General features: G+C 64.7%; 12 protein-coding genes. 8 read left to right on the top strand and 4 right to left on the bottom strand.

The window, feature by feature from the left end:
- The first annotated feature begins 70 nt into the window (after nt 1-70).
- From N2K95_RS03390 to N2K95_RS03365, 6 genes are read left to right on the top strand one after another with little or no spacing between them, the layout of a single operon-like run.
- Nucleotides 71-2,800, top strand: a complete 2,730-nt coding sequence (locus N2K95_RS03390; RefSeq protein WP_260652918.1) for a PD-(D/E)XK nuclease family protein — start codon at nt 71-73, stop codon at nt 2,798-2,800.
- Nucleotides 2,797-6,108, top strand: a complete 3,312-nt coding sequence (locus tag N2K95_RS03385; protein ID WP_260652917.1) for a UvrD-helicase domain-containing protein — start codon at nt 2,797-2,799, stop codon at nt 6,106-6,108. Before N2K95_RS03390 ends, N2K95_RS03385 begins: the two co-directional genes overlap by 4 nt.
- The gene (locus N2K95_RS03380) at nt 6,101-6,601 is read left to right on the top strand and encodes a hypothetical protein (protein ID WP_260652916.1); all 501 of its coding nucleotides are present in this window, start codon (nt 6,101-6,103) and stop codon (nt 6,599-6,601) included. Before N2K95_RS03385 ends, N2K95_RS03380 begins: the two co-directional genes overlap by 8 nt.
- Before the next feature lie 58 nt (nt 6,602-6,659).
- Complete coding sequence (locus N2K95_RS03375) at nt 6,660-7,289, top strand: hypothetical protein (RefSeq protein WP_260652915.1); 630 nt, start codon at nt 6,660-6,662, stop codon at nt 7,287-7,289.
- A gap of 60 nt (nt 7,290-7,349) precedes the next feature.
- Nucleotides 7,350-8,252, top strand: coding sequence for a GIY-YIG nuclease family protein (locus tag N2K95_RS03370; protein ID WP_260652914.1), 903 nt, complete (start codon nt 7,350-7,352; stop codon nt 8,250-8,252).
- 33 nt (nt 8,253-8,285) lie between these two features.
- Nucleotides 8,286-8,678, top strand: coding sequence for a TY-Chap domain-containing protein (locus N2K95_RS03365; protein ID WP_260652913.1), 393 nt, complete (start codon nt 8,286-8,288; stop codon nt 8,676-8,678).
- A gap of 15 nt (nt 8,679-8,693) precedes the next feature.
- Here the strand turns inward: N2K95_RS03365 and N2K95_RS16310 are convergent, their stop codons facing one another.
- Together N2K95_RS16310 and N2K95_RS03355 are read right to left on the bottom strand one after the other, a co-directional pair.
- Entirely contained in the window at nt 8,694-9,347 is a 654-nt protein-coding gene (locus tag N2K95_RS16310; RefSeq protein ID WP_407080112.1) for a TY-Chap2 family putative peptide chaperone, read from the bottom strand.
- Between the two features lie 78 nt (nt 9,348-9,425).
- The gene (locus tag N2K95_RS03355; protein ID WP_260652911.1) at nt 9,426-10,118 is read right to left on the bottom strand and encodes an NUDIX hydrolase; all 693 of its coding nucleotides are present in this window, start codon (nt 10,116-10,118) and stop codon (nt 9,426-9,428) included.
- Nucleotides 10,119-10,230: 112 nt separating this feature from the next.
- On the opposite strand from N2K95_RS03355, the gene N2K95_RS03350 reads away from it, so the two are divergent.
- Both N2K95_RS03350 and N2K95_RS03345 read left to right on the top strand, forming a co-directional pair.
- Entirely contained in the window at nt 10,231-11,715 is a 1,485-nt protein-coding gene (locus N2K95_RS03350; RefSeq protein WP_260652910.1) for an ADP-ribosylglycohydrolase family protein, read from the top strand.
- A gap of 68 nt (nt 11,716-11,783) precedes the next feature.
- The gene (locus tag N2K95_RS03345; RefSeq protein ID WP_260652909.1) at nt 11,784-13,343 is read left to right on the top strand and encodes an SIR2 family NAD-dependent protein deacylase; all 1,560 of its coding nucleotides are present in this window, start codon (nt 11,784-11,786) and stop codon (nt 13,341-13,343) included.
- Between the two features lie 14 nt (nt 13,344-13,357).
- On the opposite strand, the gene N2K95_RS03340 is transcribed toward N2K95_RS03345, so the two are convergent.
- Nucleotides 13,358-14,062 carry a hypothetical protein gene (locus N2K95_RS03340; protein ID WP_260652908.1) on the bottom strand — a complete coding sequence of 235 codons (705 nt, stop codon included), beginning with the start codon at nt 14,060-14,062 and terminating at the stop codon, nt 13,358-13,360.
- Nucleotides 14,063-14,342: 280 nt separating this feature from the next.
- Complete coding sequence (locus N2K95_RS03335) at nt 14,343-15,491, bottom strand: GDSL-type esterase/lipase family protein (RefSeq protein ID WP_260652907.1); 1,149 nt, start codon at nt 15,489-15,491, stop codon at nt 14,343-14,345.
- Between the last annotated feature and the right edge of the window lie 40 nt (nt 15,492-15,531).

Genomic DNA, 15,531 nt, shown 5'->3' with positions numbered 1-15,531 from the left:
CGAAGCACTGCAGGCTCTAGCCGATGCCGTCGCAAGTGCCCAAGGAGGCCGGCCGCTGCAGCCGGTCACAGTGATCGCACCCAGCCGCACCTCCGCCCTGGACCTGTCCCACTATCTGGGCAGGGTCCTCAACGACGGCCGCGGCAGCGCCGCCATCCGCACCACCACGCTGGCTGATCTGGCCGAGGAAATCGCGGCCACAGATGGCCGACTGTCCGGCCGCGCACCGCTCCCGGTCATGGTCCGCGAAGGCGCCGTCACCGCAGTCCTGGCCGAAGCGCCCGGGCTGTTTGCCGAGGTGTCCGACCAACCGGCCACCGCACGCGCGATCGCCGCGACCTCCGCAGCATTGGATGCAACCTGTCCCGACGACGTGACCGGACTGTCGCCGCTGGTGGGCGAAGTCGCCCGCGTCCATCGTGCCGCCGCCGGGATCCTTGGGGACGGCTGGTACACCAGCCATGACCTCTACTCCGCTGCCGCCGACGCCCTGCAGACGCCGGGGATGCGCAGGCGCCTTGGCCCGGCGATCGGTTTCCAGCTCGCCGACGAGCAGGACCCGTCCGCCGCAGCGTTCCGTGCCGCGCTGGAACAGTACGCAGGCACCGTCTACCTCACTGCAGCGTCCTACCCCGTCCCGGGTGAACAGATCCTGAGTGCCTCCGACGCCGATGACGAAGCACGCGCCGTCGTCCGCCTGGTCATCGAAAAGCTGGCAGCAGGCACTCCCGGCCACCGCATCGGCGTCTTCTATTCCGCCGCCGAGCCGTACCGCACCCTGCTGGCTCAACGCCTCTGCGAAGCCGGCGTCACCTTTGTCGGCCCGTCCGCCCACGGCCTGGCCGACACCCGTCTGGCCCGCGGGCTGGTGAATCTCCTCAGCCTCGACCCGGCGAACCCCGATGTCCGGGTACTCCTGGATGTCATGGCGCAGGGCGTCCTGCACTGGCAGGAGGAAAGCCTGCCCAGCAGCGCCGTCTGCGAGCGCCTGCACGCCTCTCCCCCGGCTGATCAGGAGGACGTGGACGAGGACCGCGAACCAACGGAAGCAGAGCAGAAGCGGCAGCAGGACTACGCCCAGTTCACTGGGTTCATCGCGGTCCTGGGGGAACGTCTGGCCGAGGTATTTACCGCCCGGACCTGGACGGAGGCTGCGGGCAGCCTGACGGACTTCTTCATTGAATTCCTCGGGCCCCGAGCCGCGACGGAACGCCCGGAACTCGGCAAGGCCCGCGAATCAGTCCGGGACGTGATCCGCGACCTCGAACTGCTGCACGGGATCGCCCCGGCGCCCACCGCCGCTGCGGTACGCGCCGCCGTCGCCCGCGGTATCGAGGCCCGTCGGTTCTGGACCGGCAGCAGCGGCACCGGCGTGGTCCTGGGCTCGTACGACGACGGCGTGGGCCGGGACCTCGACGTCGTCTTCCTCACCGGTGCGGCGGACGGGCTCGCCCCCGCCCGCGTCCGGGAAAACCCGCTGCTCCCCGACAGCACCGGCCACCTGCTCGCGATGAAGCTGCCGACCATCCACGAGCGTGCCGCCGCACGGAAGGACCAGTTCCAGCGCCTGCTGGCCACCGGCGTCGAACGCACCATCCTGTTTCCCCGCGGCAACCTGCGCGCCGGCGGGACCCTGCAGCCCTCGCGCTGGCTGGCAGGGACAAAGGTCCGGCATCTGCCCTCCTTCGCGCACGGCCTGATGCACGGCTCCCCCACGGGCGTGGCTGCCACGGGGCAGGAGTGGCGTGTCCGCCACCTTCTGGGCACCGGATCTCTGGCCGGCGATCCCGTGCTGGACGCCGTGTCCAAGGTCCGGGCGGATCGCCGGAATGGGACCTTCTCCCGCTTCAACGGCAACCTCACCGGAGTGTCCGGTTCCATCATCGATCCCCAGAAACCCATCTCCCCCACCAACCTCGAGGACTGGGTCATCAGCCCGCTGGCCTACTTTCTGCGCCGCGTCCTGAAGGCCGAACTGTTCGAGGACGTCACCCTAGAGGTCCAGATCAGCAACCTGCAGCGCGGCAACCTGATGCACCAGGCGCTGGAGGACTACGTCCGCGGCCTGACCGACGGCAGCCAGACAGTGTCTTCCGAGCGGCTGCTGGAAATCGCCGAAGCAGCGTTCCAGGCCACCACCAATCCGGCCTGGCTGCTGCACACCTGGGACCGGGACAAATCCCGGATCCGCACCGACCTGCAGAAGGTCCACGATTCGGACCAGCAGGCACGCGAGAACGACTGGCAGCACCTCGCGGTGGAAGCCGAGTTCGGCGCCGAGGACGGCGAACCGTCGGTGGAACTGGACCTGCCCAACGGCAGCACCGTCCGCTTCCGAGGCAAGGTGGACCGCGTGGACCGGCATTCCAGCGGCCAGGTGCTTGTCATTGACTACAAGACCGGCAAGGCGGACAAGTATAAGAAGCTGACCCGCGAGGATCCCACCGCCGGCGGCACCCGGTTCCAGCTGCCGGTCTACGGCCTGTTCGCCCGGCGCTTCTCAGCGGACCCCGGGGCGGAGGTCCGGGCCGAATACCGGTTCATCACCGCCGACGGGAAGTACGAACGGGTCGGCTACGAGGTGGGGGCCGACGTCGAAACCCGACTCCGCGAGGACGCCGGACTGGTCATGGCGGCCCTGCAGTCCGGGGTGTTCCCGCCGAAGCCCCAGCCGGAGGGTCATGGGTACACCAACCACACCACCCTGATGGGCGCCGCCGGCGTGCGGCACACCTGGGAGCGGCTCAAGGACGCCCCCGCCCTCAGCGACTATTCCCGCTTCTTCCAGGAGGAAAAATGAGCCAGCCGAAGACCTCCCCCGCCAAGCCGGCGCTCAAGGACGACGACGACCGGCACCTCATCGGCACCGCCCTGGACACCACCGTCTTCGTCGAGGCCGGTGCCGGCAGCGGCAAGACCCACGCCCTGGTCGGACGCATCGCCGCCCTGGTGGACGGCGGCGTCGACATCGGCGGGATTGCAGCCATCACCTTCACTGAGAAGGCCGCCGGTGAACTCCGGGACCGGCTGCGCCGCGAACTGGGCAAGACCTACGGACTGGACGCCGTCGAGACCGAACGGCGGAACACTGCGCTGGACCGGCTGGACGCCGCACCCATCGGCACCATCCACTCCTTCGCCGCCCGGCTGATCAGCGAATACCCCATCGAGGCCGGGGTGCCGCCGCTGATCACCGTGGTGGACGAACTCCGCTCCCAGATCGCTTTCGAACGCCGGTGGGAAGACGCCCAGCATGCGCTGTTCACCGACCCGTCGGCCGACACCGCACTACGGGTGCTGCTCGCCGTCGGCGTCACCCTGGACCAGCTGCGGAAGGTAGCCGCTGCGCTGGACAGCAACTGGGACCGGCTGCGGACCCACCCTCCGCAGCGGCAGACCGTTCCGGTGCTCGATGTCGGACCGCTGCTGCGTGCCGCCGAGCTCGTCCTCGAGCGGAAGAAGGACTGCACCGACCCCGCGGACAAGCTCATGGGCCGCTTCCCCATTGTCGAGGAGTGGCGGGCCCGGCTGCAGGAGGTCCGCGGGTCCGGGGATCTGGGCCGCATCATCGACGTGCTGAAGAGCCTGCCCGCAAAAGGCTATTCCGTTGGCAAACAGGGTAACTGGGGCGGCGACGTCAAAAGCGTCCAGCAGCAGTTCCTCGCCTTGGTCGAAGAACGGGATGCGCTTACCGCCGGACAGGTGTCCCCGGCCGTAAACACGGTCAGCGCGGTCCTGGCCGAAGTCCTCCTCGCTGCTGCGAAGGTGCGGCAACGCAGTGGCGAGCTCGAGTACCACGACCTGCTCGTCCACGCCCGCGATCTGCTGGTGGGCGAGACGGAAGCCGATGCCTCCGCACGCCTGCCCCTGCACCGGCGCTACACCCACCTCATGCTCGACGAATTCCAGGACACCGACCCCGTCCAGGCCGAGATCGCGGTCCGGTTGGCCGCGGACTTCAGCTGCGGCACCGACGGCTGGGAAGACCTTCCAGTGGCACCGGGGCGCCTGTTTATGGTCGGTGATCCGAAGCAGTCCATCTACCGCTTCCGGCGGGCCGATATCGCCACGTTCCTCTCCACCCGGGGCCGCGCCGTCGCGGATCCAGGGTCCGAGGTGGCTACCCTGCAGACCAACTTCCGTTCCGGAACAACGCTGCTTGACTGGATCAACGCTGTCTTCGGCGAACTGATCGAAGGCAACGGAACAGTCCAGCCGGAATACGCCGACTTGGTGCCGGACCCTGCCCGGCCGGTATGGAACGACGACAACGGACCCGCCGTCGTCGTGCTCGGCCGCGACGGCGCTACTCCCGGCGAGAACGGAAAGGTGAGTGCGGCGGACCGGAATCGGCAGGAAGCGGCCGACGTCGCCGCCGCGATCCGGCTGGCCACCGGCACCGGCGGAGTGCCGGCGTGGCAGCATCAAGCCGGCAATAAGGAAGGGTTTGCCCGACGGACGCTCGAGCTGCAGGATGTCTGCATCCTCCTGCCCACCCGCACTGCCCTGCCTTATCTGGAGGATGCCCTCGATGCCGCCGGTATCGAATACCGGGCCGAAGCCTCCTCGCTGGTCTACGCCACGCAGGAGGTGACCGATCTGCTGCTGGCGCTGCGGACGCTGGCGAACACCGCCGACCAGGCGGCACTGGTGCTGGCGCTGCGCTCGGCGCTGTTTGCCAGCGGTGACGACGATCTCTTCCGGTGGAAGCAGTCCGGCGGGGCGTGGAACCTGTATGCACCGGCTCCCGAGGGACAGGAGGACTCCCCTGTGGGGAAAGCCCTGGGCTATCTGGCCGCCCTGCATCGGCAACTGCCGCTGCTCTCCCCTGCGGAGCTGATCGAGCGCATCGCTGCGGACCGGCGGGTGCTGGAGGCGGCAACCGATACGCCGCGCTACCGCGACGTGTGGCGTCGGATCCGGTTTGTCATTGATCAGGCGCGTGCCTGGTCCGAGGCAACCCACGGCGGGCTGCGGGACTACCTCGTTTGGGCCGCCTCCCAGCAGGAGGAGAACGCCCGCGTCAAGGAGGCCATGGTCCCCGAGACCGATATGCAGGCCGTGCGGATCATGACCATCCATGCCTCCAAGGGCCTGGAATTCCCGATGGTGGTTCTGGCGGGCGCCGGATCCGCTCCGAAGGCGTCGTCTGCGCCCGCGTTGTGGGACGACGCCGGCAACGTTTTTGTCCGTTTCCTCAAGGGCATAGAGACGCACGGTTATGCCGACGCTGACGCGGTGGAGAAGGAGTTCGCGGAGGCCGAGCGCCGCCGGCTGCTCTACGTTGCCTGCACCCGGGCCGAAAGCCACTTGGTGGTGTCTCATTACAACGGGTCCTCGAGCAGCCTCAGCGGTCTTTTGGAAGGGGTCAACAACGTCGAGCGAGCACCGAGTCTGGAGCTGCCGGAAGAACTCCTGCCTCTACCCAAAGCCCGGACCTCGGCGGATCCGGTGCCCGAATTTGGGGCCTGGCTGGCTTCGAGCACCGGCTGGGCCGCGGAATCGGCGCGGGTGTCCCGGACCTCGGTCACCGCACTCGCGAAGGGCAAACGTGCAGGGGTAACGACGGATTATGGGGCCGCTGAGGCCTTCTACGCTCCGGCGGGGGTTGAGGACGTGCTTCCCAGGTTCGCCGGCCCGGAGGAACACGGGAGGGTGTTCGGTACCGCACTGCACCGTCTGCTCGAACTCACGGATCTGGAGCTGTCGCCGTCGCTTCCCGTTCTGGCGGCCGACGTCGCTGCAAGCGCGGGCCTGCGCAACGCTGCCGATCTCGAGGCGTCCGCCCGTTCTGCCCTGGAGAGTGCGCCTGTCCGGCGGGCTGCCGAACGCGAGCACTGGCTGGAGCTGCCGATCATGGTGCCCGAGGCGGGCCACACCGTGGAGGGCATCATCGACCTGATGTACCGGGAGGAGGACGGCAGCCTGGTGGTCGCCGATTTCAAGACCGATATCAGCGTGCACGAGGAGCAGCTGGCTGCGTACTGGCGGCAACTGGGCACCTACGCGAAGATGATCGGCCGGATCAGCGGGGAAGAGGTCAGTGAACTGGTGTTGATTTTCTGCCGCGCCAGCGGTGCCGAAGTCCTGAGGAGGACGCGTGGTTGATGGAACTGCATTCGATGAGACGGATTTGAGAGGGCGGGGGTTTACCGGCTTTAAGGCATTCGGTGATCTCGATCTGTCGACTGTTCCCCGCGAACCCGGTGTCTACTCAGTGCTGCGGAGCACGAACAGTGCGCACGAGGTGTTCGACACCAGCGTGGGCGGATGGTTCAAAGGCAAGGATCCGACGGATGATCCTGCCAAGCTGAAGGGCCGGTTGTGGGATGCCCCGACGATATATATCGGCAAAGCCGATGCGGGTACGAGCGGCACCCGCGGCCTGCGAAAGCGGATCGGCGAGTTCGCTAAGTTCGGCCAGGGCCTACCGGTCGGCCACTGGGGCGGGCGGTACATATGGCAGCTCTCAAACTCTCGGGAACTGCGTATCGCATGGCTTCCAGTAACCGACCGGTCCGCCAAGGTCGTGGAGGACGAGCTACTGGAAGAGTTCTTCGTGGCCTACGGCCAGCTGCCCTTTGCGAATCTTCGACGGTAAGTCCAAACTCCTAGCCGATCCCGGGTTCCTCGAACACCCCTATGAAAAAGGAAATACCTTGTCTGAATCTGACATCTCCACTCTGGTTGAATTCGTCCAGGCTGAGCTTCCCCGCGACACATGGAAGCCTTGGCCCGGCGGCTGGCCGGAGCAAATCGAAGCCGCTCTGATCGACGCCGTACTGAGCATCGCCGCTCAGTACGGGACGCCGGAGAACGGTGTGCGCGGTGCGGTCTCCCGCTACCGAAAGGCAGTCGGCACCGACCGACCGAATGATCTGGCGCGGCTGGCCGGCAGTGATCCCGAGGAGCTGCAGGCTGTCCTCAATGACCAGAAGGTCAGCGGACGCACCAAAGCATCGGCGATCGTTGAAGCCGCCGGGAATCTACTGGCTCTCGGAGTGAAGTCGGCCGCAGACCTCGATCCGCACGACCCTGCCCAGAAACGGGCCTACACATGCGTCCACGGCCTCGGCCCGGTGACCTGGGACTACTTCGGCATGCTGCTCGGTAAGCCGGGAGTGAAGGCAGACCGATGGATTCTTCGCTTCGTGAACAGAGGACTCGGCCGGGAACTGGCATCAACCGAAGCGCGGTCCCTCCTGCATAAGGTTGCGGACCGCCTTGATGCCACGCCCACGGAATTGGACCACGCCATCTGGGCGTACGAACGCTCGCTTTCCAGCTAGGGCAAGACCACCTATACCAGCTCGTTTTAAGTACAAAAGTGTCAATATAAATGGGGAGATATGATCAGCACCACTCAGGCCAAACACGAGCCCAGAATCATTGAGCAGGTTGCGTCCTTGGTCGGTAACTACGTCTATCTCTTGGTTGACCCGACGAGCAACGAGCCTTTCTATGTGGGTAAGGGATCGGGAAGCAGGATGCTGGCCCATGGTTTGGAGGCAGAAGCTCTAACTGCCAAGACGGATGAGCCGGATGCCGAACACTCTCGGAAAATCCAGCGTATTCAGAGCATTCGTCAACAGGGATTCGAACCGCAGATCTGGATTCTCCGCTACGGCATGGGCAACGAGTACACGGCAGTAGAAGCAGCTGCGATTGATCTGCTGATAAGTTTCCGTCTCGCCTCTCCTCAGCCCACTGGTCCGTTGGAAGCCGGCGACCAACTGACCAACGCCCGTCGAGAGGCGAACTCCGGGCACGGCATCCGCACTTTGGACAGCTTGATAGCCGAGTTCGCAGCACCTGAGCTGGGTGTTGAGACTGGACCCTTACTTCTCATTACTCTCAAAAACTGGCAGGACGAACCACTTGATACCCCCGGCGGCAGCATGCGGAGAGGGCACGGCTTCAAGGCCGCGTGGTTCAACAGGGAAAACCTCATAGCTGAAATGGACCAGGTCGCCGACTCTGTTCGGTGCTGGTGGAAGATTAGCCAGGAACGCGTGGAACGCGACCAGATCCATCATGTAGTTGCCGTTCACCGCGGGGTGACCCGGGCACTATTCGAGATCGTCCCGGGAACGTGGGAGTCAGACGGCGGTCGGAGAGGTTTTCAGGTCAAACCGATTCTCGAAGGGGAACTTTTCGAACGGGTGATCGGACCGTATGGTCACCGCACTCCGCGCAAACTACGTGGCGACCAGAGCACCTTCAACTACTGGGTTCCGGCCACCGGTAACTAGTTCTTCACCAGACGGTGAACGAAAGGAGATTGGATGAAGGACAAAACCTGGGACGCCTTCCACGAATCCATCCACGAAGAAATCAAGTGGCTCAAGGATGGGGACTTTGTGTCCATTGAGTACGGACAGGAAATCGAAGACGCTGTCTCTCCCTACGCCCAGGTCGCCCGGGAAGACGATTACTACTGGTGCGAGATAGTCTCCAACACCTACCTCCCGGGCGACACATGGCCGCTGCACGGAGACATTCTGCGCGAAGCCGGCTGGAACCCTCCGGACGAGGACTGCCCCAACTGGTACAGCCAACGGTCCGGCGCTGTGGCTGCCACGGCAGCGGTCATTCACGGCCTGCGTTATGGACGAGCGTGTTCCGATCCGGACTTTATGGAATGGCACGCCGCCACGGCACCTCCGCAATTGGGCTAGGCCCGGACCAGGGAATTAGGGGAGCAGACCACCAAAGACATCCATGGTCAGCGCGAAAATGCTCCGATTTAGCTCTTGGTATCTGGCGCTCAAGTCAACGACCTTCGCGTCGAGTTTGAGGAAACCAAAATTGTCCACGGTCGCCACTGGCTCCTCATCGCGCCGCAGAATCCATCGAGTGTCTTCGTAGTTCTGCAGGCGGGCGAGCACCCCCTCGCGGGGCCCAGCAAGAGGTCCCCCTTCAGTCTCGTATACCTGCCAAGACCGGCGGTCGCCCAGCGTCATCTCCAAAATTGACGCAATAAGCCGATACCCCAGAGCGCGTCCGCTGGTGGCGGGTGCCTTGGAAGGTAGATGGACACCGGCGGACCTCTCGAGAGCTATCGCGATATCCCGTGCACTACGCATTTGAAGTGCTCTTTCCCAGGGGATCATCAAATGGTCGCCGTGGTTGACGCATGCGGAAAACCCACTACCCATACGCCTCGCGTCATAACGGATGCCACCGCCGTTGGTGAGCATAAGAGCATCAGCATGGGATGCACCGCCACCGTATCCCGTTAGTCCTACGAAAACGGAGGGATCCCTTCTAGCCAGCTCGCTGGCGACCCGCCATGACAACGCATTAACCTGAGCGTAACCAATGGTTCCCTCTTCTGCCTGTTGCATCACGGCCCTTCATCTCGCTACACGAAAGTCCTCATTATCCGGGTCGCAGCACACCATTCCGTCAAGGCGCGCTGCTCATTAGTTGGTTAGGTCTATTCGTGGATTAGGGTCTTCTCCCCTGCGCCGCCACAACCGCGACGGCCGCCCCCGCGTACCGTCGGACATCAGTCCGGTACCGACCAGCTTCGGTTCCATTTGCCGCCGGAAGGTGTCACGCATCAGCGGCTCTCCCGCCACGGCCTCGTGCACGTCGCGCAAATCCTTCAGCGTAAAGGGCTCTTCCAACAGACCACCAGGATCGGGAGTGTCCCGGTAAGCAATCCGAAGCCACTGCACAGCCTTGTCCACCATCTCCGCTTGCCCGTACGGAAGCCCGGCGATCAGCTCCCGATCCTCCGTGACCGAAGACAGCCGGACGGCGTCGGACACCAAAGCCGACTCCAGCGCTCGGAGCGGAACGGCGTCGACATGCGCCACGGACAGGACCCAGCCCCGGTCGTCGCGTTCCGGGTCATCAAAGACGTGCAGTTGCTGGGGCACCCGTCCCTCCACTCCGGCCTTCTCCCGCAGGCTCCGCAGGACGGCCTGGGCCAGGGTCTCGCGTTCGTGAAGGAACGTTCCCGGCAGCGCCCACCCGGGCGAACCATGGACCTGCCTGCTCACCAGGAGTACGCAGATACTCCCCCGGGCCACGGTCAGGACAGCGGTATCCACCGCCACCGAGGGCCGCGGATAGGCAAGCAGGGAGGATGTGCCCAGAGGTTTGTTCATGGAACCATTTATCTCAGTATTGCGCAAAAGGTGCAAGGCGTGCATACTGGAAACAGTTAGCGCAGAAATGCGCAAAATCGTCGCTTCGCCCATTCGCCCTTTTGGAGGCCCTATGAACCTGAACTCACAGCAGAACCACCGCGCCGCCGGTGTCCTCGTCGCCCTCGCCGCCGGAGATGCCCTCGGCGCCGGCTACGAATTCGGCGCCCCGCTGCCGGACGGCACCGAGGTCACCATGAAGGGCGGCGGCCCATTCGGGTTCGATCCGGCCGAATGGACCGACGACACCTCTATGGCCATCCCCATCGCCGAAGCATTCCTCGACGCCGGAACCACACCGGAAGCACTGACGTCAGTGGTCCGCGCCTGGACCGCCTGGGCCCGTGATGCAAAGGACGTCGGCGCGCAGACCAGCAACGTCGTCGCCCGCGCCCGCCGCATCGCCAGCGACGACGGCCGGACCGACCCGACGGCCGACGATTTCACCCGTGCCGCGCAGGAGTTCCACAACCGCGCAGGCCGCAGCGCCGGCAACGGCTCCCTCATGCGCACCGCTCCCCTGGCCCTGGCCTATCTGGACCGGGAGCCCGCCGACCTCATGGAGGCGGCCGGCGTGCTCAGCACGTTGACCCACGTCGAAGACGACGCCCAGGACGCCTGCGGCCTGTGGTGCGTCGCCATCCGCGACGCCGTCCTGACCGGAAAGCTGGAAATCCGCACCGGCCTGCCCCTGCTGCCGTCGGACCGTGCCGCACTGTGGTTGGAGCGGATCGAAACCGCCGAACGCTCCCGGCCCCGCGACTTCACGAAGAACGGCTGGGTGGTGGAAGCGCTCCAGGGCGCGTGGAGCGCCATCGCCACCACGCGCAAAGCATCCGGCCCCGACCACCTGCGGACCGGACTGGAAGAGGCGGTCCGCGGCGGCCGTGACACCGACACGGTGGCCGCCATCGCCGGCTCCCTGCTGGGCGCCGCCTACGGCTACTCTGCCGTTCCGTTTGAATGGCGCCGCAACCTGCACGGCTGGCCGGGGCTGCGGGCGCACGACCTGATGACGCTCGGCGTCGAACTCGCTTCCGGAACGGGACGTCGCGCGCAGGAGTGGCCGCGGGCCGAGCACCACGATTACAGCTCGTGGAACAGGACCGATGTTCTGGTCCAGCACCCCGACGACGACGGCGTCTGGCTCGGCGGCGTGGGCGCTGTGGCCAGGACTGCCGAACTGGGCATTGATGCGGTGGTTTCGCTGTGCCGGCTGGGAACGACGGACGTCCCCGGTATCGCGCCGGAGAACCATGCGACGTTCTGGCTGGTGGATTCGGCTGCCGCGGATTCCAATGCCTACGCCGGCTACGTGCTGCAGGAGGCTGCCGCCGCCGTCGAACGTTTCCGCGCCGAGGGCAAGAAGGTGCTGCTGCACTGTGTGCGGGCTGAGTCGCGGACGCCGACGGTTGCCGCGCTCTACGGCGCCCGAGCCACGGATACGACTCCGCTGGAAGCGCTGGAACGGGTGCGACGCGCACTCCCGAACGCACATCCGAATCCGGCGTTCAGGGAGCTGTTGGCTGCGGAGGCGGCGGATCGACCCTCCGCATAATTCGGGCCGAACCGGCCTCTGGGCCCACCAATACGTGGACCAGGGGCCGGCCGTGGTAGGAATTTCATATGGGGGAATCACACGTCTTCGTGACCAAAGGCAGCCTGACCAACTTCGCTTGCGATGCATGGCTGCTTCCGACCGATCGCACCTACAGCGTTGCAGGGCACTGGCGGGAGGCACTCCCCAGGCTGGAAGCAGTGATAGCCAGCAGCAGGGATGTCGATTTCTCCAGCGGGGCCAAGCTAGCGCAGCCTCTCGACTCCTGGCCTGCCGGGGAACCCCTGCCGGTCCTCACTGCTGTTCCGTATTACGGCATTTCCTCGGTCGAGGATCTGGTTCCACCGTTGCGTGAATTCATTCGAGTCGCAGCGGAGCAATGTGAACGACGCCGGCGGGCTGCGAACGGCGACCCGTCCCGTCCCGTTCCCTTGCTGGCCATGCCGCTTTTCGGTACCGGCGGCGGCGGGGCAGGACTGGTGCGCGGCGACGTGATCCAGCGGCTTCTCCAGGAAGCGCGCCGTGAGGCGGCCGAGTTCGACGTCGACGTAGCGCTGGTCCTCACAAATGAAAAGGACTTCGCGTTCGCCCAGGAGCTTCGGAAGCGTCAGCCGGACTGGTGGAAACCCCTCGATCGGGAGCTGCAGGAGCACGCTGCACGATTAGGCGCGCATGCCCGGGACGGCAAGCTTGTTCCCTTCATGGGCGCGGGCGTCAGCATGAGTGCCGGTGCCCCGAGCTGGGACGCTCTCCTCGCCCGCCTGGCGACAGCGGCGCAGCTGTCAGACGATGAATGTAAGTCACTCAAGAAGCGCGGGCATCTGGACCAGGCCGGCATTCTTCGCTCTATTTATGAGGAACGCTCCGAAGTGGGCGGTCGGAGTTTCAATCAGGCCATCGCCGACCTGGTGGAGCTGAAACGCTACGGTTTGGCACCGGCTCTCCTCGCCAGTCTGGGCAGCCGGGAGGCAATCACCCTCAACTATGACGAACTTTTTGAATTCGCTTCGAACGACGCCGGCGTCCCTCGGTCGGTGATTCCTGACGGCGGCGGGGAGAACGACGACTGGCTGCTGAAACTGCATGGTTCGGTGACGAACCCTGACTCGATCGTCCTCACCCGCGACGATTATCTTGGTTTCAACGCATCACGCAACGCGCTCTCGGCCCTGGTGAAAGCCACCCTCATGACGCAGCACATCCTGTTCGTCGGCTTCGGCCTTGCTGATGACCACTTCCACGAGATCCTGCACGACGTTAAGCGTGCCCTTCCTCCGGAACCCCAGACAGAGGATGGATCCGCGACGGCGCTGATGCTGTCCGCGGATCCCCTGGACCGGCGGATGGTTTCCCAACTCAATGTGGTCCCTATGGGTGAGGAAACCAGTACCGCGGCAGGACGGACCCTCGAAATCTTCCTGGATCTTCTCGTAGCCCTGTCCACAGACAGCCATTCGTACCTTTTGGCCGAGGGCTACGAAGGAGCATTGACCGAATCCGAGCGGTCCCTGCGGGAAACCCTGCGGGATCTGGGTAAGCGCCTCACAGACGATGAAGCTCAAAGCAGTGGAGGCGTACGACTGCGGGAGATGCTGGCGGAGCTGGGAGCTCCGGTTCCCAGCCAGTAGCCCTGAAGCAGACGCTACCGACCGAGGTGCCAGCTGTAGCTGGCTGCATCCCAATTGACGGTAGCCGAGAATACGTATCCGCTTTCGGATCCGTTCTCCTTCTTCTCGTTGACCGCAATGCATTCAAATGTTCCTGTTATAGCAGTGAGGTCGTCAACGGATCCTCCGCCCAGGGGCGTGCACTCGGTGCGCTGGATGGGTCCGTCCAGCCGCCCAGCATCTACGCGCTCCGTGGCGTCTTTCTGCACCGCTTCTTCCAAACCGTCAACTATGAGTGCGCGCAACGCTCGTTGAGCCTCTGCTTTCGCTTCAGCGGCCTCTTGCAACTTCTTTTGTTCGGCTGCAGCCTTTTCCGCAGCTTCTGACGCTTTCCGGTCAGCTTCTTCCTGCGCAGCGACCTCCTGCGAATGCTGCACGGAGAGCGCAATCGCTGTGCCGGCGCCGAGGACAAGTACCAACGCCAGGATAATCGCCATGGTTTTCTTGCTCAGCCGGGTACGTTTGCGGTTGTACGAGGCGCCGCAATTGGGGCAGTAGTCACCAGGAATCGAATTCTGCACGCTGCATTTAGGGCAGATTCTTGTCCAGGGCTGTTCAGGTGCCAGTCCTTCACCTTCCGCGGGTGCGCTGACGCTCTCCGTCGTGTCCGGGCCCGTGCCGGGTGATCCTTCGTCGCTGCCGCCATCGATGTTCGCCCGAGATTCTGCTTCGTTTGCCATGCTGGTCTCCTTGTTTCTGTGATAACTGGAACAAGGGATTCGGCAGATTCGAATGCTGTGAGCACGCCCAGAATCAGGCGGGCGGAACTTCAAGCGTCAGTGCAGTTTCCCCATGTAGCTATCGGGTAACTGCCCAATTGCCTTAACAGTCTATGCGTTCTTGGACAAGGTGACTTGCGGCACCAGTGATGCAGCGAGCATAGGAACGTCTTTCGATTTATTGCCGCATATCGTCAGTATTTCGGACACATAATGCCTATTACGTTCCTAAACCACCGGTTCAGCGCACCCCGAACGGCCCCTCCGGCGCGAACGCATACTCAGCAAACCGCTCCCCGATCATCCGGTGCGTAGCGGTGTCCGGATGGAGCGCGTCGGGCAGCGGATGCTCCTCAGCGTCCTCGGCACCGTAGAGACTCAGGCCGTCCAGGAAGTGCAGATTCGGATCGTCCGCCCGCCGTTCCACGAGTGACTCCAACGCCTCGCGGATCACCCGCAGCGTCAGCTGACCCGCAGCCACGCCCTCCGGCGAGCCTGTCGCAATGAACTTCACCTGATCCGTGCCGAACGACGCCGGGTCAAAGGCGCCGGGCCCCGGAGTGTCCTCGTGGATACCGCAGAAGATGGGCGAGATCAGCATCAGAGGTGTCTCCGGATGTCCCTCGCGGATGGTGTCGAGGAAACCGTGCACCGCAGGCACAAAGGCCCGCAGCCGCATGGAATCCATGTTCACCACGTTGATGCCCAGCTTCACGCTGATCAGATCGGCCGGGGTATCGCGCATCACCTGCGCCGTGAACGGGTCAACAAGGGCACTGCCGCCCAGACCAAGATTATGAAGCTCGAAGCCGCCGAGCTGCGCCGCAACCACCGGCCAGATAGAGGACGGCGTGGCGGCATTCGAGCCGTGGCTGATCGAGCTGCCGTGGTGCAGCCAGACGGGTTTGCCCGAGGAATACGGTGTCACAGGAGCGTCCGAACGCATCTCGACGAGTTCGACAGATTCGTTGTGCGGCAGCCAGACCTCCACAACCTTTTCACCCGCCGGCAGCCGGAAGACGCTGGTATGCGACGGACCCTCAAAAGGAGTCGCGGCCCCGGTCGACATATCCACCTCGACGTAGTCGCCACCGGTGAGCTCGTCGCTCTCGAGCAACTTCCCGTCAACTACCAAGTCAACACTGCCCCGGGGCCGGTCGGCACCCCGGTAAACCACCCGGGACGGGTGCGTCACAACCGCCAGGACCTCCGCCGTCGTCGTCAGCGCCAGCCGGACGCCGGACGGCTCGCTTTCCACCTTGAGCAGCTGCGGATCGGGGAACCGGGTACGCACCCAGCCCGGCAGCCGGTGCGGCCGCAGACCGCGGGCGGTAGTTTCCAGTTCCGCGGCACCGCGGACCAAGGACGGGGTGATGGGGGTGGTGATCATGCGGGTGGTTCTCCCAAAGGTGCGGCTCGAAGGTTAGGCA

It is taken from the genome of Arthrobacter zhaoxinii, assembly GCF_025244925.1.
Lineage (GTDB): Bacteria > Actinomycetota > Actinomycetes > Actinomycetales > Micrococcaceae > Arthrobacter_B > Arthrobacter_B zhaoxinii.
Note: the sequence above shows the minus strand (reverse complement) of the source record. Positions and strands in the feature narration are given on the sequence as shown.